At 70.2% G+C, this 24,336-nt stretch carries 14 protein-coding genes and 2 pseudogenes; 9 read left to right on the plus strand and 7 right to left on the minus strand.

The window, feature by feature from the left end; genetic code table 11:
• The first annotated feature begins 103 nt into the window (after nt 1-103).
• A complete protein-coding gene (locus tag ACJ9NR_RS39900; RefSeq protein ID WP_412494607.1) occupies nt 104-1,459 on the plus strand; it encodes a family 43 glycosylhydrolase in 1,356 nt (451 codons plus the stop codon).
• Between the two features lie 614 nt (nt 1,460-2,073).
• A complete protein-coding gene (locus ACJ9NR_RS39905; protein ID WP_412494608.1) occupies nt 2,074-3,303 on the plus strand; it encodes a hypothetical protein in 1,230 nt (409 codons plus the stop codon).
• Nucleotides 3,304-3,361: 58 nt separating this feature from the next.
• On the opposite strand, the pseudogene ACJ9NR_RS39910 reads toward ACJ9NR_RS39905, so the two are convergent.
• Together ACJ9NR_RS39910 and ACJ9NR_RS39915 are read right to left on the minus strand one after the other, a co-directional pair.
• Nucleotides 3,362-3,742: pseudogene (locus ACJ9NR_RS39910) on the minus strand (transposase); the annotation flags it as partial.
• Between the two features lie 430 nt (nt 3,743-4,172).
• The gene (locus tag ACJ9NR_RS39915; RefSeq protein ID WP_412494609.1) at nt 4,173-4,742 is read right to left on the minus strand and encodes a TetR family transcriptional regulator; all 570 of its coding nucleotides are present in this window, start codon (nt 4,740-4,742) and stop codon (nt 4,173-4,175) included.
• Nucleotides 4,743-4,997: 255 nt separating this feature from the next.
• Here ACJ9NR_RS39915 and ACJ9NR_RS39920 point away from each other — a divergent pair, with 255 nt between their 5' ends.
• The gene (locus ACJ9NR_RS39920; RefSeq protein ID WP_412494610.1) at nt 4,998-6,386 is read left to right on the plus strand and encodes a carboxypeptidase regulatory-like domain-containing protein; all 1,389 of its coding nucleotides are present in this window, start codon (nt 4,998-5,000) and stop codon (nt 6,384-6,386) included.
• Between the two features lie 484 nt (nt 6,387-6,870).
• Here ACJ9NR_RS39920 and ACJ9NR_RS39925 read toward each other — a convergent pair whose 3' ends face one another.
• Complete coding sequence (locus ACJ9NR_RS39925; RefSeq protein ID WP_412494611.1) at nt 6,871-7,458, minus strand: TetR/AcrR family transcriptional regulator; 588 nt, start codon at nt 7,456-7,458, stop codon at nt 6,871-6,873.
• A gap of 164 nt (nt 7,459-7,622) precedes the next feature.
• Between ACJ9NR_RS39925 and ACJ9NR_RS39930 the strand changes: the two genes are divergently transcribed.
• The 6 genes from ACJ9NR_RS39930 (at nt 7,623) to ACJ9NR_RS39955 (ending at nt 15,981) form a co-directional block, all read left to right on the plus strand.
• Nucleotides 7,623-8,564, plus strand: a complete 942-nt coding sequence (locus ACJ9NR_RS39930; RefSeq protein ID WP_412494612.1) for an SDR family NAD(P)-dependent oxidoreductase — start codon at nt 7,623-7,625, stop codon at nt 8,562-8,564.
• A gap of 532 nt (nt 8,565-9,096) precedes the next feature.
• Nucleotides 9,097-9,270 (plus strand): hypothetical protein, encoded by a 174-nt coding sequence (locus tag ACJ9NR_RS39935; RefSeq protein ID WP_412494613.1) that lies wholly within the window; start codon nt 9,097-9,099, stop codon nt 9,268-9,270.
• Nucleotides 9,271-9,376: 106 nt separating this feature from the next.
• Nucleotides 9,377-9,598, plus strand: coding sequence for a hypothetical protein (locus tag ACJ9NR_RS39940; RefSeq protein ID WP_412494614.1), 222 nt, complete (start codon nt 9,377-9,379; stop codon nt 9,596-9,598).
• Between the two features lie 435 nt (nt 9,599-10,033).
• Nucleotides 10,034-12,799: a multifunctional oxoglutarate decarboxylase/oxoglutarate dehydrogenase thiamine pyrophosphate-binding subunit/dihydrolipoyllysine-residue succinyltransferase subunit gene (locus tag ACJ9NR_RS39945; RefSeq protein ID WP_412494615.1), complete on the plus strand. Its 2,766-nt coding sequence runs from the start codon at nt 10,034-10,036 to the stop codon at nt 12,797-12,799.
• A 128-nt stretch (nt 12,800-12,927) separates the two neighbouring features.
• Entirely contained in the window at nt 12,928-14,454 is a 1,527-nt protein-coding gene (locus ACJ9NR_RS39950; protein ID WP_412494616.1) for an SLAC1 family transporter, read from the plus strand.
• 447 nt (nt 14,455-14,901) lie between these two features.
• Nucleotides 14,902-15,981 (plus strand): TDT family transporter, encoded by a 1,080-nt coding sequence (locus ACJ9NR_RS39955; RefSeq protein ID WP_412494617.1) that lies wholly within the window; start codon nt 14,902-14,904, stop codon nt 15,979-15,981.
• Nucleotides 15,982-16,832: 851 nt separating this feature from the next.
• Here ACJ9NR_RS39955 and ACJ9NR_RS39960 read toward each other — a convergent pair.
• The 4 genes and pseudogenes from ACJ9NR_RS39960 to ACJ9NR_RS39975 all read right to left on the minus strand — a co-directional run bounded on the left by ACJ9NR_RS39960 (nt 16,833) and on the right by ACJ9NR_RS39975 (nt 23,645).
• Nucleotides 16,833-17,864, minus strand: a complete 1,032-nt coding sequence (locus ACJ9NR_RS39960; protein WP_412494618.1) for a GlxA family transcriptional regulator — start codon at nt 17,862-17,864, stop codon at nt 16,833-16,835.
• Between the two features lie 176 nt (nt 17,865-18,040).
• Nucleotides 18,041-18,754: an SDR family NAD(P)-dependent oxidoreductase gene (locus ACJ9NR_RS39965; RefSeq protein WP_412494619.1), complete on the minus strand. Its 714-nt coding sequence runs from the start codon at nt 18,752-18,754 to the stop codon at nt 18,041-18,043.
• Nucleotides 18,755-19,423: 669 nt separating this feature from the next.
• Nucleotides 19,424-20,441 (minus strand): annotated as a pseudogene (locus ACJ9NR_RS39970) (GlxA family transcriptional regulator).
• A 420-nt stretch (nt 20,442-20,861) separates the two neighbouring features.
• Nucleotides 20,862-23,645 carry an AAA family ATPase gene (locus tag ACJ9NR_RS39975; protein ID WP_412494620.1) on the minus strand — a complete coding sequence of 928 codons (2,784 nt, stop codon included), beginning with the start codon at nt 23,643-23,645 and terminating at the stop codon, nt 20,862-20,864.
• Nucleotides 23,646-24,336 lie beyond the last annotated feature (691 nt).

A 24,336-nucleotide genomic window follows, 5' to 3' on the forward strand; every position in this document is an offset into this window, starting at 1 on the left:
CGTCGCGGCCGGGGCCGGCCGGCAGAAGAACGGGTCCTCGGCCCAGGGACGGCAGGGGCGATCGGCCCGGCCCGCATCCCGCACAACGAAGGAGATGTGACTGATGACCGGCTTTGACAAGGACGGAATGCGCAGGCGGTCCCTACTGGCCGGTGCCATCGGGCTGGGAGCCGCTGCCGCCCTGCCGATGAGCGCCGCCCACGCGGTGTCCGATCCGGCGGCGGCGCGGTCGGGATCCATGCGGCGCTACCCGCCGAACTGGCCCGACCTGCAGCCGTACGGCACCGCCGACACCCGGGTGGACCTGTGGCCCCGTGACGACAATTCCTTCATCCTTCCGCTCGAACTGCGCCCCCGTGACAAGGACCGCGGAGTGGTGTGGATGCGGGACTTCTACGTCAACTGCTTCCAGGACCACGGCAGCGGTGCCCCCGTCTACGTCGCCACCGGCACCACCCGCGCGCCCGGGCTCAGCATCGCCGCCCCCTGGAACGACGGCATCTTCCTGTGGGTCGCGCACTCCCTCACGGGGCCGTGGCGGCTGATCGACACGACCGGGATCCGGCCCGGTGCCGAGAAGGGCAAGGTGTGGTCGCCCGAGTTCGTCGACGAGAACACGACCGGTCGGACCGTCGTCGCGCCGTGGCAGGAATACTGGTACGACGACATGTTCGGCAAGCGCGGCGAGGTCTGGGCGCCGGAGGTGCACCGCTTCAACGGGAAGTGGTACATCGTGGCCTGCATGGGCGACCACTCCCAGAAGGTCGGCTCGTTCATGCTCGTGAGCGAGGGCGGGCTGGAGGGCCCGTACCGGCTGATCGAGGGCAACGTCGACAAGCCCTTCGGTGACTCCTTCATCGGGGGACCGAACTTCATCAAGCCGGGCGCGTACTTCCACATCGACGGAAGCTTCTTCTCCGAGGACGACAGCGCCTGGCTCGTACTGCACAACGACCTGTACGCCAAGTTCCGGACGGACATGGAGGACATCGTCACGCCGACGAACCTCCCACTGTTCGCGCAGACGCCCTACACGCCCGATCCGTACCGCGAGGGCGTGTACGTCTTCAAGCACGGAGGCAAGTACTTCCTCTCCCAGGCCATCTGGGACCGGCAATGGACCGGCGCCGACGGCACCACACAGTCCGCCTACAACAAGGTGGCGGGCACGAAGCAGTACCAGTACGACTCGGTGCTCGCCGTAGCGGACCGCTTCGAGGGCCCGTACTCGGAGCGCTGGACCGCCGGTGTGGGGCTGGGCCACAACAACTTCTTCCTGGACCGGAACGGAGAGCTGTGGTCGACCTTCTTCCGCAACCCGAACCGGGGCTACTGGGCTGACCCGTCACGGATCGCCCGGGGGGCCGTCCCCGGCGTCGTCCGGATGGAATGGACGGGCCCGGCGGGCAACCGCGTCTACGTCAAGCGCCGGAACCTCGGGCAGACGATGAAGGGCTGACCGTCCACGCGGCGGCCGGTGGCGCGGGGTGCGCGGCACCCACGCCGTCACCGGCCCCTCATCGCGTGCTGCCCTTGAGGCAAGTCTCGTGGTCGTGCCGCTCTTCGCCGTCCTCACGCGCCATGCCGGGTGCGGGCGGGTCGGGCGTCCTTCGCGCGGTGAGACAGGCCCCGACCTGTTGCCTCGCTCTTCGCCGGTGCGGGGGCGGACGTGGCGGACCCGTACTGTCCCGCCCGCATGGAGACCGGGCAACTGTGCCGCCCCCACAGCGGCCAGGACTCCACTGCCCGCGGCTATGTGCCTCGGCAGCTCACCGGATTCTCGGAGGACGACCCCGCCGAGCGGCCAGGCTTCGGACAACCCTGCCGAGGTGCATGAGCTCACCAGGCGGATCGGGGCCGGCTTCTGTGATCCCGTGCAAGGACAAGACCGCACCCACCGGTTCGCCCAACGGCACATCTCCGTACGCGAAAGCCGAAGGTGGCAACGTGCCCTGAACAGCCGTTGCCGCCGGGATGCGAGGGCTGTTTTCGCTGATGGAACCTAACGGAAGGGCAGGCGATCACATGCAGGCAAGTGGTACAGAATCCGGTGGTGGGCCACAGCGCACGTCGATGTCCCGGCGCGGGTTGCTCGGCCTGGCCACAGGCGCTGCGCTCGCGGCGGCCGGGTTGGCGGCCCGCAGCGCGGACGGCGGGCGCGACGCGATGACCGCGGCCGACGCCGGCGGTTCCTCCGGCGCGGTGCCGGCCGGTGCGGTCGTGAACCAGGTGACCGCGCCCCCCGCCTCGGGCATCCTGGGCGCCAACTACAACGAGTCCTTGGACATGATCGACTACGCGGAGCTGAGCGCTGTCTCCGCCACCTGGATGCGTGGCTTCTACCTGATGTCCGACGCCGACTCGGGGGATCCGGCGACGCAGACGGGGATGGCGACGTTGCTGCGGGCGTCGTCCGCCGGCTACGGCACGGTGCTCTCCACGAAGTTCCAGTACCACGACACCACGCTTCCAGCGCCGGGTACCGCGGCCATGGACGCCGCCCTGACCCGGCTCGACAAGGTCCTTGCGGCGGTGCTCGGGAAAGTCGACATCGTCACCATCGGCAACGAGCCCTTCTACGAGACCAGTCAGGCGGACCGTACGGCCTCCGCCATCAACGACTTCTACGAGGCGCTGGCCCGGCACGCCATCCGGTACCGGCGCACGCACTTCGGCACGACCTGCAAGACCGTCTTCTACATGGGGGCGCTCAACGGCCTCGAGGACGCTGCCAAGCGGGACGCGCAGACCGACCGCTGGATGACCTTCGTGGCCGGCAACGCCGACATCGCAGGTACGGACATCCACCCGCATGTGGCGGGCATCGACGCGGCGCAGAAGTACCTCGACTACATCCTGCCCTACCTCCGCGCGGACCAGACGTTCCTGGCCACCGAGTTCTCCCTGATCCAGCTCTGGAAGCAGCACATGAGCGACCCGGTGGACCCCTCGTTCACGAGTGCCTACGGCCTTCCGGCGGGCACGTTGGTGTGGCAGGTCATCCACGATGCCGCCAACAACCCCTTCACGGAGCAGAAGTGGAACGACTTCCTGCTCTCCAACACGTGGTTCGCCAACCACTCGACCTTCATCACGAACTGGGTAGCCCGCATGCGCAACACCGGTAAACTCGCCGTGTCCAGCTACGGCATCACCGAGGGCGCGCCGATCCCCGACTTCGGTCCGAGCAGCACCCCTTGGGTGCTCAACAGCATCTTCTGCCCCTACGTCTGCCAGACCGGGACGGGCGGCCTGCCCGGCCGCGACCGCACCTGGGCCTCCTCCTTCCGAGCCGCGCAGTAGGACCGGGACTGTCAGAAGACCGGCCCTGTCTCACATTCGGTGGTGGCGGAGCGTGCTGTCATCCGAGAAGGATGCGGTGCCGGAGCAGGGTGAAGCCTGCTCGGCCGTGCATCTGGCGCGCGATGCGCTTGCTCTTGGCGTTGACGCCCTCGGTGGGGCCGTTGCTGTACGGAAGCGGGAGGGCGGCGATCACGGCGTCGAGGTCTCGCTCCAGACCCCGAGTGAAGGCGTGCAGGTGGGGCAGGCCGACGCCGCGGACCTGGCTGATCCCAGCGCGACAGCGCGTCGGCACATTATCGGCGTGAGGTGCAAGGAGCGGAGCAAAGCCCCTGATAGCTGCTGCCAGTTGGCTCATCTCGGGGCACGCGGCGGTGAACTTGGCCAGGAGCTCGCATTGTCGGGCCTTGCTGTTGTCGGGCCTGGTCAGCAGCATCCGGGCCCGGCTGCCCGCCATCAGCGGTACTGCCGTCCACCGCCAGCAGCCGCCGTCCGCGCCAGAAGCAGCCCGGCATGCCCTCGGTGCCCAGCGGCTTCGCGGTCATGGCGGACAGCACACGCAGCGGCTCCGGTCCCAGCCTCTGGCGGGGGGGGAACAGGGACGACTTCGCCGGGATGTGCCACTCACCCAGCAGCCCCTGGCCTCGCAGGACCTCGACCAGGTGCCGAAGACGGGACCTCCGGCCGGCATCGGGAACTCCTTGGATCGCCCAGTCCGCTCTCGGCCCTCAGCCTCTGAGGCGTGCGCCCGCGCGTACGGCGGCCCGGGGGCGCATGGCGCCTCTTCTGCCGCGCGGCGGAGGCGGACGGGTCCGGCCTGCTTCGCGCATGCGGGGGGTGGCATCGAGGCCTCGGAGTGACGGGGCGCGGGCTCAGCCGACCGCCGTGACCGCGTCCCTGATGAGGCGGCGGGCGGCCGCGTCGGTACGGACGACGTCATGGGTCACCAAGCGGTCCTGGCACAGACCGCGCAGGCCGGAGACGAGCAGTGTGGCCCCTGCCCTCGCCTGCTCCGGCGGGTGTCCCAGCCGGACGTAAGCCTCGGCGATGGGGCCGACCATGACCTCGACGGTCTCGGCCGCGATGTCGCCGTACTGCTCGGGATCGGTGACGGCCAGGCTGAGCAACTGCAGCAGCATGCGGACCGGACCGGACTGCTCCCCGACGGTCATCGCCTCCCACAGGGCATGCGCCGCCCTGCACAGTGCCGCACTGTCGCGGACGTCGTCGAACATCGCGTGCGCGTCGGGGCGGCTCGCGGCCAGCGCTTGGGCCAGGAGGTTCTCGCGGCTGCCGAAGTAGTAGAGAAGCATGCGCTTGGTGGTGCCGATCGACTCGGCGAGCGGACTCAGCGACATCTGGGCGACGCCTTGATGCTGCAACTGGTGCACCACCTGCTGCAGCAGTTCGGCACGCTTCACGGCATTGACGGGGCGGGGCACGCTTTGACTGTACCGATCGGTACGCGTAAGGTCCAGGCAGACGTAGATGTGCCGATCGGTACATTAATCGACAGGCGCCATGGCGATGGTCAGGCGCGGGGCAGCCGAGAGGGGCGCCGTGACACTGAGTGGACCGCGAACGGTGAGGGACTACCGCTGCCGGAACGGCCGCCATGCGGTTGCCGGGCCACCGGTCGGCCATGTGCCCCGCGGGGTGTGCGGCCCAGCCCGCCGTGGCGGACAGGGGATGCTCCTGTGAAACACCGGATCGAGCGCCCACGGGGCAGATCCGTTGCCAGAGTCCTCGCCGAGACCCTCACGATCCCGGCAGCCCTCTTCCTCGGCCTGCTCTTCTGCTTCCCCCTGGCCTTCCACCAGCCTCAGCCCCACCACGCGAAGCTCGTGATCGCTGATCCCGCGGTGGAACGCACCGTCGGCACGGCCCTGCAACGACAGCGTCCCGGCGAATTCCGCGTCAGCGCCGTCAAGGACTCCCGAGCAGCCCGCCGGGCGGTGCTGGGCCGGGACGCAGTGGCGGCGTTCGCCGCCACGGGCGGACATGCCGCACTGTACGTGGCCCAGGCCAACGGCGCGGCCCTCGAGCAGGCGCTGACGAAGGACTTCACCCGGCTTGCGGCGCACAACCACCAGAAGCTCACCGTCACGGACGTGGCCCCCACAGTCAGCAGGGACGCGACCGGGACGACCTTGGTCTACTTCGCGATCGCCTGGAACGTGCCCGGCTACATACTCGCGACGACCCTGCTGCGCGCGGTGACCTTCAACCGGCGCACGAAGCTGATCACGATCCTGGGCGTCGCCGGCCTCTTCAGCATCGTGGGCTTCCTCGTCGGCGTGAGGCTGGACTTCTTCCCCAACGACCCGACAGCCCTGACGATCGCCTTCCTTCTCACCACCGCCGTGGCCACGTTCTCCCTCGGCATGGCGCCCTTCGTCAAGCACTTCTTCCCGCTGGCGGGTCTGGGCCTGTACGTCGTCCTGAGCGTTCCCTCCAGCGGCCTGGTCCCCGTCCAGCTGCTGCCGGGATTCTTCCAGACTCTGCACCGCGTCATGCCACTGGGCAACGCGGTCGACGCCCTGCGAGGAGTGCTGTACTTCGACGGTGCCGGGGCGCTGAAACCGGTCCTCGTACTGTGCGCGTGGATCATTGCGGGCACAGGGCTGCTGGGCCTCGACGCCTGGCACCACCACCGCATGGCCGTACGACCGGCAGCGCAGGACGATCTGGAGGACGTTCCCGAACCGCCGGTGGAGGACCCCTCCGTGGAGGCGCCCAGGCCCACCGCGCTACCGGTCCATCCCCACCACTTCGGCGAGCTGTTGCCGATGCTGGAGGGCACCGTCCGCGACGCCGAACAACAGCCCGTCCGGCATGCCGCCGTGACCGTCATGGACACCGGCGGCCGACAGTTGGTGCGGACCACGACGAACGCGCACGGCGAGTACGCCCTGACCGGCCTGCCCGAGGGATACATCAGTGCGGTCGTCTCGCACCCCGGACGAACCCCCCTGGTCCGCCAGAAGCTGCTGCAGTCCGGCGTGGCCGTCCGGGCCGACTTCACCCTGCATGACGGGCGCGACCGGACGTCAGTTCGCGCGGGCGGCGAACGCGTCGGTTCCTGACACGCGGGACACGGATCGTGAGCCACCCAGACGGCGCCGGCCGGCGCCGGCGAGGTCGGTGGTCTCGCTCGCCGAGCACCGCGACGACCTCGGCCTTCGGAAGGACACCGTGCTTGCGTGGCGGTTCCTCCCAGAGCCTGGACGGACCGGGTGGGTGCCGTGGCAGTCGGCCCCCGGCCACCCGGCAGGTACACCGCGCCGCAGTCCTCGAGGCGGACGTCCGACAGCGTCAGCGGCCGCCGCATCACTTCGGCGGAACGGATGATGGCCTGCAGTCCGAGGGACCCTTCCTCACCGCCCGCCGACTGAAGCGCGAAGGCTCATCATGTCGGCGGTCGGTATCGCACCGCCCGGTGTCGCGTCCGGCATCGGCCTGGCGGGCTCGGCGTCCTCGGTTCCGGCTCTCCGGTCAGCGTCGAGCCCGCCCGAGGCGGACGCCGGCGCGGACTCCAACGGAACGTGCCATGGCGGCGGGTCGAGCATCTCAGCGATCCGGCCACGCCGGGGCGGGCCGGTGGCCGGCGGCGAGGCCGTCGAGGAGCAGGACGATAAGCCGCGAGGCGAGGCCGCGCTGGTGCTCGTGGCTGCTGATGAGGGTGATTCCACCGAGCGCCATGAGGACGTCGTTCGGCTCGGCGTCCTCGCGCACCTGACCGGCCGCGGTCCCGGCGTCGAGCAGTGCGGTCACCGCCTCGCCCAGGGCGTCGCGGCTGTGCCGGCGCAGGTCCTCGCGGGCGGCGAGGATCGCGGGCAGCGCGTCGGCCATGCCCCGCTTGGTGAGCATGTAGTCCACGAACGCCTCCGCCCACTCGCGCAGCGCCGCCAGGGGCGCGCGGTCGGCGAGCAGCTCGCGGACCGAGGCGCACAGCCGGTCGGTCTCGTTGCGATAGGTGGCCTCGATGAGGTCTTCTCGGGCGGGGAAGCGGCGGTAGAGGGTTCCGATCCCGACCCCTGCCTCGGCGGCGATCGCCTTCAGCGAAGCGTCGGCACCCTGCTGCGCGAAGGCACGGGCGGCCACCTCCAGCAGGCGATCGCGGTTGGCCTGGGCATCCGCCCGCAGTGCGCGCTGCATGACTCCTCCTTGCAAGCGGAGCCGACTCCGCTTATGGTCGTCGCATAAGCGGATCCCACTCCGCTTATGACCATCGTAGGCGGCGGCTCCGCATCCGCCCATCCTCACGAGCACACGGCCGGCGGTGCCCCCGGCCACGCGTCCACCAGAAACAGGGAAGAATCATGACGCAGAGCCCCACCACACCGTTCGGCGCACAGTCGACAGCGTCCGAGGTCGTCGACGGCGTCGACCTGACCGGCCGCAGAACCGTCGTGACCGGCGCCACCGGAGGCCTCGGCCGGGAGACCGCTCGTGCCCTGGCCTCGGCGGGTGCCGAAGTGACCGTCGCGGGACGCACCCTGCACGCCGCCGCCCACGTCGCGCGGGAGATCGCCGCCGAGACCGGCAACGTCCTGACGCGGGCCGCTGCTCTGGACCTCGCCGACCCGGCGTCGGTCGGCTCCTTCGTCGCGGACTGGCACGGACCGCTGCACATCCTGGTGAACAACGCCGGGATCATGGCCACACCCGAGTTGCGTACCGCCGCCGGCCGTGAGCTGCAGTTCGCGACCAACCACCTCGGCCACTTCGCCCTCGCCGTGGGCCTCCACCACGCCCTCGCGGCGGCGGGCGACGCCCGTGTGGTCGTCCTCAGCTCGGTCGGACACGTCAACGGCCCTGTCCGCTTCGACGACCCCGACTTCACCAGGGAGCCCTACGACCCGTGGCAGGCGTACGCCCAGTCCAAGACCGCAAACGTCCTCTTCGCCGTGGAGGCCGCGAAGCGCTGGGCCGCCGATGGCATCGCCGTGAACGCACTCAATCCCGGGCGCATCTGGGAGACCGGCCTCGGCCGCCACATGGACGCACCGCCCGCCTCCTTCGATCCGTCGGGCACCTCCGGCGTGTCGGAGAAGAACATCGCCCAGGGCGCTGCGACCTCGGTCCTACTGGCGGCGTCCCCCCTGGTCGACGGTGTCACCGGCCGGTATTTCGAGGATTGCCAGGAAGCCGGAGCGCACACCCCCGGTGTGCGCCGCGGTGTCGCGGCCCACGCCGTCGACCCCGACAGCGCCCGCAGACTGTGGGACCTGTCGGTGCGGCTGACCGCCGGCGACCGGTGAGCCGGGCGGGCTCCGGCCGTCCGCACCAGGAGATACCCGAGGACCGCACGAGACCCCCGAGCACTTCGACGGCCTGCACACCTTGTCGCCGGAGGTGGCACGGACATCGGCCGCACCACAGCGATGAAACGCGCACGCAGGACGTACGTGACGGTGGCGGGCGCGAGCAAGTGCATGCCGTCGGACGCCCGCGTCCACCGGCCGCGCGGCGCGAACCCTGCGCAACGCAGCCTGTCATGAAGGCCCCTGACCCCTGCCTTGCAGCCCCGCAGGCGGCTGCTTCACGGTAGGTCCGGCACCGGCACGCGTGGCATGACCGGCTGGAACCGTGCCAGCTGCGGCATTTCCTCGCGGTCGCAGAGGAACTGGACTTCGGCCGCGCCGCCGGCCGACTCCTGATCGCCGGGACGTGTGGCACCGCAATCCCGCGCCGCGACTGGCACGCCGCCCCGCCGCCTGCGTCAGCCGGCCGTCGGCGTCCGCCCCGGCCGTGGGCTCCGCCCACCGGCACGCCGCGGAGGAGGGGGGCCCGGTGGCGACCGCCTTCCTCGGCGGAGCGCGCGCATGGATCCAGCCGGACCCGAGCGGGCTCGACGCGCACTATCCTCCGCCGGCTCTCGCCGTGGAGTTCACCCGACTCCGCGTCGCATCCGGCCGGCCCGGCCGTTCCGGCCTGATGGCCGACGGCCCGTTCGCCGGCTCCTGACCGTCGGCGCTGCACGGTCAAGGGCCCATGCACCCGAGAACGGCTTCACCTCATCAGCACGTCACCCGCACGGCACGCCGGCGCCCCCACCGGACAGCGGCCGCCGATGAAGACCGTGGTCACGGGCGCCACCCGCCCGGTCCGGGGCGCGACAGGCTCGTCCGCCATCACCACGGTACTTCGGCGTCGCCGCACCAAGGAACTGGACCTGCGCGGCCGCGTCACATGCCTGCAGGCAGAGCCGAAGAACGCACTGTTCCGCTGCCCACGGGCCCCGGCCTTCTCCACCGTCGCCGACCTCAGGCCCTACCTCGCCGCCGCCCGATGACGAGGCGGCGGGCCGCCGCCGACTCGCCGGAGCGTCCTCCGTCGTCAGGGCTGACTTCCTCAGAGCCGACTTCCTCGGCTGCCGGTTGCAGCGAGTCTCCGCTTCCGGGATCCGCCAGGCCGCCCTGCCGGGCACCGGCCTGGACAGCCGGCCCCTCCGAATGAACTGCTCACCACCATCCGGCCAGGCGATCTTCGGGGCGACATCAACGGCCGCAGGGCCATCCGGCCGATGTCCTGATGTGAGGCTGATGTGGCCGCAGCGGCCGTCTGTCCGGCTCCTCCCCGCGTCCTAGCATCGTCGGTGCGACGTGGTCACGCAGGTCGGTCTGTTCAGCGGAGGACGCTTCCGCGCACAGGGGACGCGCGGTACAGACGGCCGTCCGGCCGCGCCGGGTTTGGTCGGCCACGCACAAGAAAGAAGGCGTTTCACGCCATGGCGTCGCAATCAGACACCGCTCCAGCGGTGATTCGCGGTCTGGATTTCGGACTCAACGAATGGGTTGTGGACGAGCAGCGGCAGCGCTACCTGCACGACCCGGGCTCGGTCGACGAAACCTGGCGGAACTTCTTCGCGGCACCGGCCGAGCCGGTCACATCGGTGGACCGGCCGGCGCGCACCGCTGTCACGGCGGCACGCGAGGACACCGACGGGCCGGCCCTCAAGGCCGTACGCGTCGCAGCACTGATACATGCCTATCGCGTGCGGGGCCACCTGATGGCCGCCACCGATCCGCTGTCCTCACGACCCGCCGCCACGCCTTCCGAACTGGACATCGCCGCGTTCGGACTCCACGACGCGGACCGGGTGAAGCAGTGCGTCGTGGACAGGTTCGCGGGACGCGCCACGATGACGACCGAGGAAGTTCTGCGCGCGTTGCGGGAGTTCTATTGCGGCACCGCCGGCTTCGAGTACATGCACATCCAGGACATCGGTAAACGCCATTGGATCCAGCGGCGTGTCGAGAGCCCGCAGCACCAGCCCGACCGCTCCCGGCAACTGCAGATCCTCTACCGACTCGGCGCCGCAGAGGCGTTCGAGACCTTCCTGCAGACCAAGTACGTGGGTCAGAAGCGGTATTCGCTCGAAGGCGGGGAGTCGGCCATCGTGCTGCTCGACGCCCTGATGCTCCGTGCCATCGACGACGGAGTGGCGGAAGCCGTCATCGGCATGGCCCACCGCGGCCGGCTCAACGTCCTGGCCAACATCATCGGCAAGTCCTACGCGCAGATCTTCGGGGAGTTCGAGGACACGGCGGACATCGGATCCGTCCAGGGTTCGGGAGATGTGAAGTACCACCTCGGCGCGCAGGGCGACTACCGCGGGCTGCGCGGCGGGTCCATCACCGTCTCCGTCGTGGCGAACCCCTCGCACCTGGAGATCGTGGGACCGGTCGCGCAGGGAGTGGTGCGCGCCAAACAGGACCTCGCCGAAGAGGGTGTGCCCCGGGCGGTCCTGCCGGTCGTCGTGCACGGCGACGCGGCCTTCGCGGGTCAGGGCGTCGTCGCCGAGACCTTCAACATGTCGCAACTGCCCGGCTATCGCACCGGCGGAACGGTACATGTGATCATCAACAACCAGGTCGGCTTCACCACTGCGCCGGCCAACGGCCGCTCAAGCACCTACGCCACCGATGTGGCACGCATGGTGGAAGCCCCGATCTTCCACGTCAACGGCGACGACCCGGAGGCCGTCGACCGCGTCGCGCGCCTCGCCTTCGACTATCGCCAGACCTTCCACAAGGACGTCGTCGTCGATCTGGTCTGCTACCGGCGTCACGGACACAGTGAGGTCGACGACCCGTCCATCACCCAGCCGGCGATGTACGACCAGATCGACGGCAAGCCCTCGGTGCGCACGCTCTACGCCGCGTCACTGGTGGCGCGTGGGGCCATCGGCGACCGGCAGGTGGAGGGTGCCCGCCACGACTACCAGGAACACCTCGAACGGGCTTTCAGCGAGACGCGCGCGCTGCCTGCCCCCGCACCGGCGCTTGACGTTCCGGCCACTGGCGGCGGACAGGCGGGCGCCGCACCCGCTGCCCCTCGGGCGGTGACCGCCATCGACGAGGGGACCGCCCGGCGGGTCCTCGCCACCCAGACCGACCTGCCCGCCGGCTTCACCGTGCACCCGCGCGTCCTGCCGCAGCTGAACCGGCGTACGGCGGCCCTTGAGGCCAACGCGGTCGACTGGGCAACCGCGGAAACACTGGCGATCGGTTCCCTCCTGCTGCAGGGCGTGCCGGTACGGCTGGCCGGGCAGGATTCGCGACGTGGCACCTTCGGCCAGCGCCATGCCGTACTCACCGACCGGCGCACCGGCGCCGAGTACACACCGCTGGGCTCCCTCGCGACGCGGACCGCGCCCTTCACCCCGTACGACTCCATGTTGTCCGAACTGGCGGTACTGGCCTTCGAATACGGCTACGCGCTGGCCCGCCCAGAAGCCCTGGTGCTCTGGGAAGCCCAGTTCGGAGACTTCGTCAACGGCGCGCAGACGGTCGTCGACGAGTACATCGCGTCCTCCGAGCAGAAATGGGGTCAGTGCTCCGCCGTGACACTGCTGCTGCCCCACGGCCTGGAAGGACAGGGACCCGACCACTCCTCGGCCCGGATCGAACGATTCCTCCAGCTCTGCGCACAGGGCAACATGACCGTGGCCATGCCGTCCTCGCCCGGCAACTACTTCCACCTGCTCAGGCAGCAGGCGCTGGAGGGCCCCCGGCGGCCGCTCGTGGTCTTCACCCCGAAATCGATACTGCGCTCGAAGACCGCCACCTCCGCCCTGACCGAGTTCGCCCGGGACGGCTTCCGCCCGGTCCTGCCGGACGACAAGACGGACCCAGGTCAGGTCTCGCGCGTACTCCTGTGTTCCGGGAAGGTCTTCTACGACCTCGACGCCCACCGGCACGCCTCCGGCCTCACCGACACGGCACTGGTCCGTATCGAGCGCCTGTACCCCTTCCCCCAGCGGGAGCTCGCCGCCGCACTCGCCCGCTTCCCCGTGACCGCGGACGTGAGGTGGGTGCAGGAGGAGCCGGAGAACCAGGGCGCGTGGTCCTTCCTCGCGCCGCGTCTGCACCGACTGGCGCAACGCCCTGTGAGCTGCGCCGGCCGACCCGAGGCACCCGCTCCCGCGGTCGGCTCCAGCCGCCGGCACGGCCTGGAGCAGAAGACCCTCGTGACCGCGGCTTTCCGATGATCCGGGCCCGCGCCGCCACCGCGGGCTCCACGGTCCCGACCGCCCCCGCACAGTCCTCGGCCCGGATTTCCTCGACATGCCCGTCCCACTGAAATGCACGTACGGCAAGAGCGACCGGAGGGCGCACCATGGTTAATCGGATCACGTATCGCCCGTTCAGCGACCAGATGCTCCTTCAGGACGGCGGCACGGGCGCGCGCGTGCTGGTGGACAGAGTCTGGCCGCAGGGCATCCGCCGTCGAGGCGCACCCCTTGAGTGGTTGTCCGGCATCGCACCCTCCACCGAACTGCAGGACTGGTACAGCCGACACCCCGCACGGTTCGACGAGTTCCGCTGCCGCTATCTCACCGAGCTGGCCGATCGGGGGCACCGGCAGGCCACCACCCGGCTGCGGAACATGGCCGCGCGCGGCAGCCTCACCCTGCTGACCGCCACCCAGGACGTCGACCACAGCCACGCCGCTGTCATCGCCGAGTGGCTCACCGACGGCGTCCCCCGCGACGCCAGGGGTACTGACGCCCCGGGTCCCCAGCCCGGACATGCTCACCCTTCTCCCCCATCGTCCGGTCACCGGGCAACGGTCTCCGCCGCGGTGACCAACCTCAACGCCGGCGCGCTCTCGTTCGTCATGGGTACCGGAATCGTCTCCACGGCTCTTCACGTCAACGGCGCCGACACCGTCTCCGCGGCACTGCTGTGGACGGCTGTTGTCGGCTTCGCGGTGCTGGTGCCGGCCTACGGCTGGCGAATGCTGCGCCGACGGCAGCGTTTCGCCGCAGATTTCCTCGGTCCGCGTGCCTTCGCCTTCCTCACCGTCGCCGTCTCCTCCAACGTGCTGGCCGCACGCCTCGTACCGGACGGCCGCACCATGGCGGCAGGCGCGTTCCTGACCTTCGGCGCGCTCGGGTGGCTGATTCTGGACTACGGCGTCCCCATCGCCCTCATCACCACCGTGAAGCGGGAGCCATCGCTCGACCAGGTCAACGGCACATGGTTCCTGTGGGCCGTGGGGTCGGAATCGGTGGCGGTCGCGGCGGCCTCGCTGGCCCCTGCAACCCCGGGCCGCGCGCTGGCCGTGGTGGCAGGGGTGTGCTGGGGCATCGGGCTGATCCAGTACCTGCTGACCGCGGCGATCGTACTGACCAGGCTGCTCGCCCGTCCCGTCCGACCGCAGGGCCTCATGACATCCGTCTGGATCTTCATGGGAGCGGCGGCGATCACCGTGCTCGCGGCCGTACGTCTGATGGCCCTTCCGGCGGACAGCACGCTGCTGCGGCGTCCCCTTCTCGAAGGAGCGGCCGTCGTCCTGTGGGCGTTCTCCAGCTGGCTGATCCCGCTCCTGCTGGCGCTGGGTGCATGGCGCCACGTCCTGCGCCGGGTCCCGCTGCGTTATGACGTGGGCTGGTGGAACCTGGTGTTCCCGATCGGCATGTATGCGGTCACCACACACGAGTTGGGGCGCGCGACCGCGACCTCGTGGATGACGAGCGCGGGCCGCTGGGAGGTCTGGGTGGCCGGCCTCGTCTGGGCCGTGGTGTTCGCCGCGATGGCGGCCGCCCCGGTCCGCCGCCGCTCGACGAGCAGGAAGGAAGCCGACGCCGGCCGGACACAGGCGGATCGAGTGCCCGCCGTGTCCGCTCGAGCGCTGCCGTAGGGCGGCGGTCAGCAAACGTGGCGGGCCATGCGGAGAGACTTGGCCGCGCCGCCTCGCGCGACCTGGTGGTGCCGGGCGGTGAGCGCGGCCATGTGGATGTCCACGCGGGCCGCACCGGCTGAGCCCGCGGCTCCAACGGGATGCGGGCACGGGCGATCCGGCTCGCCCGCGGGAACGGATGATCTCCTCCAGTTCGACAGGCCTCTGCACACCGCCGCCGTGGACGGGCACAGGCTCATCATGTCGACGTTCGGAGTCGCACGGTTGGACGTGGCGACCACGACGTCGTGCCCTGCCTCGGTGAGCGCCTTTTATGCAACCGCGAACTCACCGACAGGACGCGCGGGTCCTCCCGGCGGGCCTGCTCATGCTCGGTCTGTGCCAGCGGTCCCTCACATCAGGACATGATCAGCAGACCTGCCCCGGCCCGAACCTATGCTGCGGATCATGGATCTCTCGCTGCCGGCCCGCCCCGCAACTGCCATAACCCCCAGAACGACCCGCCCGCTCCTCGGCCCCACCTGGTTCGCGGCGGTGATGGGCACGGGGATCGTCGCCAACGCCGCGGCGACCCTGCCGCGCTCCCTTCCCGGCCTGCGGACGGCCGCCACGCTGGTCTGGGCCGGCGCCGGGGCGCTGCTGCTCGTGCTGGCCGCGCGTTACCTCCGGCAACGAGCGATCCGCTCCCACGCCGCCGACCCGGTACTGGCCCAGTTCTTGGGCGCGCCCCCGATGGCGCTGCTGACGGTGGGCGCGGGCGCGCTGTCGCTGGGCAAGGACGTGATCGGGCTCGAGGCGGCTGTGGGCGTGGACTGGGCGCTGTGGCTGACCGGAACCGGGCTCGGCCTGGTCACGGCCTGCGCGGTGCCGTACCTGCTGGTCACCCGGCACCGGTTCGCGCCGAACGCGGCGTTCGGCGGGTGGCTGATGCCGGTGGTGCCGCCGATGGTCTCCGCCGCGACCGGCGCGCTGCTGGTCCCCCACGCGCGGGCCGGACAGCTGCGGCTCGCCCTTCTGCTGGGCTGCTACGCGATGTTCGGTCTCGGCCTGATCGCGACACTGCTGGTACTGGCCATGATCTATGGTCGCCTGGTGCACCACGAGGTGCCGACCGGGGCCGCCGTGCCCACCGTGTGGATCGGCCTGGGCGCGCTGGGGCAGTCGGTGACCGCCCTCGGCGCGCTGGCCTCGGTGGCACCGACGGCGCTCCCCGCGCCCTACGCTCGGGGAGCCGCCGTCCTCGCGCTGCTGGGCGGCATCGTGCTGTGGGGCTTCGCCATGTTGTGGCTGGCCCTCGCCACGGGGCTGACGGCACGGACGATCCGGGCCGGCCTGCCGTTCGCGCCCACGTGGTGGTCCTTCATCTTCCCGGTCGGTGCCTGTGTCACGGCCACCGGCACCCTCGCCACGCGCACGGGCTCCGCACCGCTCACCTGGACGACTGCCTTTCTGTACACGGCGCTTGTCCTGGCCTGGCTGATCGTGGCGGGCCGGTCCCTGCTCCACGCCAGCCGACACATGCGCTGATCCGCCTGTCCGATCACCGGCTGAGCGCCGGTGAGTATTCCGCCGAAACCGGTCTCGTGTGCCTGCCACAGAGACCGCCACCTGATCGTCTTCGATGCGCTGGTCCTGAGCCCGCGGACGGACCCCGGCCCGCGGAAGCTTGGAGATGACTCAGGTCGACGGGCCGCCGCCGGGACGCCACGCGGTGTGCGGTGCGTTGGGGTCCGCCGACGCCGTACTGCGGAAGAGCCGCCATGCCCTCCTGGGAAGCGACCGGTCCCGCGCAATCGCTCGCCGCAGGGACCACACGTTGGACCCGGACACGCCACCAGGACCGCGATCGAGAAGCACTCGTGAGCGTGCGAGCCCGGGGACGTCGAAGCCGAGCACTCCGTCCACGCTGAGCACGCGGTTCTGGGCCGCCCCGTCACGAGGGCGTTTTCGCGGGCGCGCCTCGATCGCGACGCGGCCCTGCGGGCAGGCGGCCGATCGGCACTTCGTCCTCCGCCGGATCGTGGGCAGCGGTGACCCCAGGGTGAGCGGGTGCGTCATCGCCTACGCCAGTGACCCTTTTCCCGGTAAGCGTCATGGAGTTCGCCCACATTCAGGTGGTCCACGCGGCGTCGTGTTCCGCGGATCCGTTCCTGGCGCCCAAGGCGCGGGCCGCACTCGCGGAGGCAACACCGGGCAGCGCACTCACCATTGACCGGACGTTTCGCCTGGACGCGGGGCGCTCCCTCCCCGCGACAGACGAGTCTCCAGCGTCCGACCGCCGCGCGGCCCCGCCGGTCCAGTGTCCTGATTTCGAGGTTCCGCACTGCCATTTGCATGATCAGCGGCCTTCTGACCAGGCGCTTGGTGCTGGACGCGCCTCACGTGGTGCGGCGGACACTCGAAACCGGCTCACGAGCCTTTTCCGGCCTCGCGCCGGTCGTCCGAAACCTGGTGCGGAAGGCTCCAGGCGTGACACCCAGATGCCGTACGAACGCTCTGCGCAGGGACTCGGATGATCCGAATCCAGTGCGTCGCGCCACCACGGCCGTGGAGTCGTCACCTGTCTCCAGCAAGACCTGGGCGGCCTCCATCCGTACCTCCTCCACATATCTGGCCGGCGTCGTACCCGCTTCCTCGTGGAAGAGCCGGGTCAGGTGGCGGACACTGACACCGGCCCGTCGCGCCATCGCCGCCAGGCTGTGGTTGGCTCCCGGATTCTCGACCACGGCGTCCAGGATGCTGCGAAGCAACTCGTGCCGGGAATGGGGAATCTGAGAGCGCACGCTGAACTGGGACTGCCCTCCCGGTCGCTGCATGAACACGATCATGTCCTTGGCGACTGCCCGAGCCACCTCCGCCCCGTAGTGCTCTTCCACCAAGGCCAAGGAGAGATCGATACCGGAACTGACGCCCGCGGATGTCATCATCTTGCCGTCCGTCACGAAAATGGCGTCCGGTTCGATTCGCACGGACGGGAAACGCAGGGCCAGTTGGCGCGTGAAACGCCAGTGGGTCGTGGCGCGACGACGGTCCAGGAGCCCCGCCGCGGCCAGCAAGAACGCCCCCGTGCACACGGAGGCCGTACAGCGCGCTGCCGCGCTCAGTCGCCGGACGACGTCCAGGAGCGCGTCATCCTTGATCAGCGTCTCCCACTCCGGGCCACCGGGAATCACCAGCACATCGGAAGGCTCCTGAACCTCGTAGACGCACCGGTCGGCACTGACGCGCGTCCCGGCCGAGGTGATCACGTCCGCTCCGTCCTCGGACACGATCTGGACCCGGTAGTGGCCTCCGAACTCGTTGGCCGAGGCGAACACCTCGACGGGGCCGGTGACATCCAGCAGCCGCACACCCGGGAAGACGAGCACCGTGACGGTCAGGGGACTCGTTGCAGGACGGTTGCCGTTCATCGGGTGCCTCCAGACGGCGCGCGACGGGCACCCCGGACTCTCCGGCGGGACCGGCCGATCGGTCTCGGGCAGGCCCGTCGTGCCAAGCGCCTCCCTTCCCCGATCGTTCGCCCCGAGCAGGGTCCGCGCCACGACCGATGTGCTTCCAACTGAGAGGCACAGCCTTACAGCGCTGCTCAGTGGCCGGCACTCCGGCCCCCGTCGACGTACAACGTCACGCCTGTCACGAAGGACGCGGCCTCGAGGTAGAGGACGGCCTGGACGACGTCCTCCACCTCGCCCATCCGCCCGAGCGGATGCCTCCGCGCGAGTTCCTCGTCGTAGTCGTCCGGGTGCATCGGGGTTCTGATGACGCCCAGCGAGACCGCGTTGCTGCGAATACCGCGAGCCGCGTACTCGATGGCGAGGGACTTGGTGGCCGACTGCAGGCCGCCCTTGGTCAGGGAGGCGAGCACCGAAGGCTCGGTCGAGCTGGCATAGTCGGCCAGGCTGGTGGTGATCTGCACGATGTGTCCGCCGCCCTGCCGGAGCATCTCCTCGACGGCGAGCTGGGTGAGGCGGAAGAAGCCGGTCAGGTTGACGCCGATGATCGCCTCGTACTCCTCCTGGGAGTATTCCGTGAACGGCTTGCCGATGAAGAGGCCGGCGTTGTTGATCAGGGTGTCGATGCGTCCGAACCGCTCGGTCGCGCCGGCGGCAAGACGCCCGGCCGTGGCGGGATCACCGATGTCCCCAGGGACGGTGAGGACGTCCGGGTCCGCGGAGGGGAGAATGGTGCGGGAGGTCGCGACGACCCGGTGGCCGAGCCTGCGGCAGGCGTCGACCAGGCCTGCGCCGATGCCCTGTGAGGCACCGGTGATGACGACGACCTTCTTGCCAGGAACGTTCATGATCGGCTCCCAAGGTTCGATCAGCAGGCGACGTCGGCCTGGTCGTCGCCGTCGTCAACGTTGTGGTAGGACATGACGTCTCCTCTCCGGGGCCACGAAGGCTCCCATGCGGTCTCCCTCCACTCTCACCACGCGCCGGGCACGTCGCGCCCGTGGAAGTCACTGGTTCATCGGGCGGCGGGCGGCGCACAGCCGGGGTGGGTCGCCGATCGGCGACCCGGCGGCGAATATCACGGAACCTGCGGACGCATCCCGGTTCCGGGCGGTCCCGGCGGCGGCCGACGGCCCACGAGGACCAGGGCGCGAGCCCGTGTCCGTCCGGAACGCAACGGGGCACGCCCCACTGCGGGACAACGGGCACACGGGACACAGTGCCGGAATGGCGTGCCATGTCTGGCATCTATGCCGTCAGGGAGCAACGGCTGTGCCGGCGCACCGGCGGCCGGCTCATCGCTCGCGATGATCTACCTCACGGCCTACGCGGTACCGCGTGGAACGACCCCGCCCGCACGCCACCGTCACCACATTCGGCGACGCGCTGTGCTGGTCCCTCACCACGGTCACGGCCCACCCACTCATCGCCGCTCACCAGCCCCTCGTCAGCGCACGCGCACGGCGACGGTCACACGTGCGCAGACGACGCCAAGCCGTCGCCCGCGGTTGCCGCGATCAGCGGCGGCTGCACACGACCGAGGGACGGGCCGGGAAAGAGGCCGCACGAAAGCTGGTCCGGTAGGCACCGGGCGTCACGCCCAGGTGCCGCATGAATGCTCTGCGCATTGACTCGGACGAGCCGAATCCTGTACGCCGCGCCACCGCGGCCATGGAGCCGTCATCTCTTTCCAGCAGCGCTCGGGCCGCTTCCAAGCGGACCTCCTCCACATAGCGGGCGGGCGTGGTTCCGGCCTCTTCGTAGAAGAGCCGGGTCACGTGACGGACGCTCAGGCCCGGCCCTGCGGGCCATGGCCGACACCGTGTGGTTGGCCCCCGGGTCCGCAGCGACCTCGTCCAGCACCCGTCGGAGCGTCTCGTGACGGGAGTCCGGGAATCGGCAGCGGACACTGAACTGGGATTGGCCTCCCGGCCGTTGCATGAAGACGACCAGGTCAGTGGCGACCGAGTGGGCAACGGTTGCGCCACAGTGATCTTCGACCAGGGCCAAGGACAGGTCGATGCCGGCGCTGCCCCCCGCCGAAGTCATCACGCCCCCGTCGCGCACGAAGATGGCGTCCGGTTCGACCAGCACGGCCGGGAAACGCAGGGCCAATTGCCGTGAGTGCCGCCAGTGCGTCGTGGCACGGCGTCCGTCCAGGAGGCCGGTCGCCGCCAGCAGGAACGCTCCTGTGCACACCGATGCCGTGCGGGAAGCCGTCTCATGCAGACGCCGGACGACAGCCAGGAGAGCGTCGTCCTTGATCAGCGTCTCCCATTCCGGACCACCCGGGATCAGCACGACGTCGCGCGGCTCCCGTACGTCGTCGACACACACATCAGCGCTGAGGCGGGTCCCTGCGGAGGTGATCACGTCTGCCCCGTCCTCGGACGCGGTCTGCACCCGATACCGGCCGCCGAACTCGTTCGCCGTGGCGAACACCTCGATGGGGCCGGTCACATCGAGCAGCCGCACCCCGGGGAAGACGAACACCGTCACGGTGATCGGGCCCCTCACGGGTCGCTTGTCATTCATCGGACGCCTCCCCACCGTGCGCGGAACCCAGGCCGCCGTTCGTTCAGGCTGCGGTCTCGACCGGTGCCGCGGCCCTGATCTGTTCACTCCCTGCTGGGAGGCTCAGGTCTCCAGTCCGCTCAGGTGCCGTCGCGAACAGTTCCGGATACCCCGCGCCACGCTGCGCGCCTCCTGCCTGGTGTCCACCGTCCCGCCCTGCACGGCCGGTCGCGCCCGTGAAAGTCACTGGCCACGGGTCGTCGGGGAGCCACAAGGGCGCCGTGCGCGAGCGTCGATCGTGACGTCGGGGCTGCCAGCGTGGGAGGCCAGGTGGTCTCCGCTGCGCGATCGGCCGCCGTCGGCCCTGACCGTGGTCGCATGAGGCCAGAGATCATCCCCGGCGGCGTCCTTCCCGACTACGCGGCGCTCGTCGGCGACACCCTATGCGGTGCGCCCGCGAACGAGCTCGCCTTCCGGGGAGATCACCGTCCGCAACTGCCTTCGCGAGCTGATGTCGAGTTTCACGAACACCTTGCGCAGATGCCATTCGACAGTCCGCGCACTGAGGAAGAGCTGCGCTCCGATCTCCGGGTTCGACAGCCCCCCGCGTGCCAGTCGAGCGATCTGCTGCTCCTGCGGCGTCAGGTCGTCGCGCGTCGCGAGGGTTCGCTTGCGCGCCTTGTCGCCCGTCGCCGCCAACTCCCTGCGTGCGCGCTCAGCGAACCCCTCCATGCCGATGCCGGCGAACATCTCATACGCGGTGCGCAGTTCCCCGCGCGCGTCAAGGCGGCGGCGTTCGCGCCGCAGCCATTCGCCGTACAGGAGATGGGCCCGGGCGAGCTCGGTGCGAAGGGGCGTGCGGTCCAGCCGCTCGATGGCGAGACGGTAGAGCTCGTCGGCACTCTCGTCCACATTCAGCAGGGCCCGGCACCGGGCCTCCAGTCCCAGAGCCCAGTCGGTGCCGACGGCGCGGGCGATCTGCTCGAACCGTTCGAGCGCCTCCTGGCCGACGTCCTGCCTGCGGGTCTTGACGCTCGCCTCGACCAGCTCGGGCAGCGCCCATCCCGGCAGGATCACATCGAACGCTGTCCTGGTCGCGCGCTGCGCGGATGCCAGCGCCTCCTCATAGCGGGCGAGGCCGTTGAAGAGCAAGGCGGTGACCCAGTGGGTCCACAGCACGCTGTTGCCCTGCCCTCGGGCCGTCCCGAACGCCGTCGTCGCCCCGACCAGTGAGCGAAGTTCCGTTTCATGCCCCCGCAGAGCCGCGAGGTGCATCGCGTTGAGGGGCGCGAACTCCACTCCGGTGGCCTCCGACACCACGTCGGCCTCCGCCATCGCCGAGGCAGCGGCCGCGAACTCACCTCGCCACGTGAGCGTGAGCGCCAGGCCCGTCAGATCGATCGGGAGCCGGGCGAGCGCGCCCATCTGGCGTGTACGTCTCAGCTGACGCTCGGTGATCGCATGCCACGCCCGGTCTTCCCAGAGCACGATCGAAGGCACGACCGTGAGCCAGCCCCAACGGAAGCTGATCTCGACCGTGCTCTCGGTCTCAATCGCCTTCTGTGCCTTCCGCAGCGTCGCGGCCGCAGCGTCGTGTCCGCCCGTGACCAGGGCAGCGAGGCCGGCCAGCAGCAGATGCGCCGGCCGCGCGGCGCCATCCGACGGCGGGACCCGTTGCGCGGCCCGCGAGACCTCGACGAGGTCTCCGCCGACGGCCAGGTCGCCCGCATACAGCGCCGCACCCCATGCGTCCAGATAGGTCTCGCGAGCGAGCTCCATGGCGAGCGGCTCCAGCCGCTTCGCGGCCGCCAGCAGCAGAGGCGGGGCATCTCGACCCTGGTTCGACGCAAACGCGACACGACCGCGCACAAGATCCACTCGGGCCCGTTGAAGATCGTTCAGCGAGGCCGTCTCCACGGCGGCCGCCAGTCCGAGCGCGACATCGAACGCACCGGCCTGCAGACTCGCCTCCGCCGCCGCGAGCGCCCGCTCGACACGACGGGTCCGGTCCGGCGTCAGGGACACCGCACGGTGCAGGAACGCAGCCGCAGCGGCGAGGCCTCCGCGTGCCTGTGCGCGCCCGGCGGAGCGCTCGAGCTCGGCGGCGACATCCTCGTCGGGAACGGCTGTCGCGTGGGCGCGGTGCCAGGCCCGCCGATCAGGATCCCGCTCCGCGTCGGTGACCTCGGCCAGCGCGAGGTGCACGCGTTCGCGATCTGCGGAGCGCGCCGAGTGGTAGGCGGCCGTCCGCACGAGCGGATGGCCGAACTCCACCCGCCGCCCGACCCTCATCAACCCGGCGTCGATCGCGGGAGCCGCAGTGCTCATCTCAAGGCCCAACGACCCCGCGGCGCGGTGCAGGAGAACAGGATCGCCCTGGGGCTCGGCAGCGGCGACGAGCACCAGCGATTGCGTATCGCGGGGAAGCTCCAGCAGCCGACGCGAGTAGCTCTGCTCGATCTTCCCCGCGACCGGTTGATCGCCGGGAAACCCGAAGCCGCCGGCGAGCTCCGCCACCTTCCAGGTGCGGGGCAATTCCAGAAGGGCCAACGGATTGCCGTGGCTCTCGGCAACGATCTGGTCGCGGATCGCCGCATCGAGCGGACCGGCCAGGCTCGCGAGCAGGAGGGCGCGCGCATCGCTGTCGTCGAGCCCTGAAACCGTCAGCTGGGGAAGATTGGCGAGGGCCTCGCCGCCCGCGCCGGTTCGCGCCGCGCACACGATCACGATCCGCTCGGCGAGCAGGCGGCGGGCAACGAAACCCAGGATCTGCGTCGACGCCGCATCGAGCCAGTGCGCGTCGTCGACAAGGCACAGCAGCGGCTGCTCCTCAGCGGCCTCCGCCAGCAGCGTCAGCGTGGACAGAGCGACGAGAAACCTGTCCGGTGAGGACCCGGCCCTGAGACCGAACACGGTCTGCAGCGCGACCCGCTGCGGGTCGGGCAGCCGCTCCAGATACCCCAGGAACGGCGCACACAGCTGATGAACACCGCTGAAATCGAGTTCCATCTCCGACTCGACGCCCACGACGGTGGCAGTGCGCCACGCTTCGTCGTGCCGGGACACGTATGCGATGAGCGCGGTCTTGCCGACTCCCGCGTCGCCGCGCAGCACGAGCACTCCGCTCTCACCGCCAAGCCCCGCTTGCAGCAGGCGGTCGAGCGTCGCGCACTCCTCGGCCCGACCGAGGAGGCCCACAGGCTGCCCACTGAGGACACCGGTCACTTCGCCCTCCTAGCTTCGGCGGTACGGACGCGCCGGGACGATGGTGGCAGGGGTGGACATCGGTCTTCCCCAGCGTCCCAAATCAGGGAAACTTCCACTACCGGTCAAATCGACAAGAACGCATAAGAAACAGGGTGCGGAGGACCGTCGTCCCGGCATGCGCGGCCATGCGTGGGCAGGCCTGTCGCCCTGATGGCCGACCGGCTCGTGATCTGCGCGGCCCCGGGGCGGCAGCGTTCCTGCGCCAGGGTGCCGGCCAGGGACTTCCACCGGTGCGAGAGCCTGTGAGCCGGGCGCACGGTGGATCCGTACGACGGGTTCGGCAAGACCCCCGACCCTGACCGGACAGGGCGAACAGGTCACTGGCCGAGGTTGCGAATGCCGAGCCGCTTCTGCCGACTCGACCGGGTGGTGATTGGTGATGCGGACTTCGGTGTGGTCCGCGCGGCGCTTCGCCGACGGCAAGATCTGGACAGGAGTGTGTCACGGCGGCGCATCACGCCGTCAGTCCAAGGCCGTGGCTCGGAGCGGGAGTGCTCCGAGGGCTCAAGCCGGGGCTTTCGTCGAAGACGCCGCGATCGACGACGTCGCGCGGAAGCTACTGCGCGCCGCAGCGCTGACCGGCGAGCGTCCGGAGGATCTCCTGGCCAGGCTGTCGGACACGGAGCTGGCCTCTCTGTACCTCGACCGT

This window comes from Streptomyces sediminimaris, assembly GCF_047049295.1.
Taxonomy (GTDB): Bacteria; Actinomycetota; Actinomycetes; order Streptomycetales; family Streptomycetaceae; genus Streptomyces; species Streptomyces sediminimaris.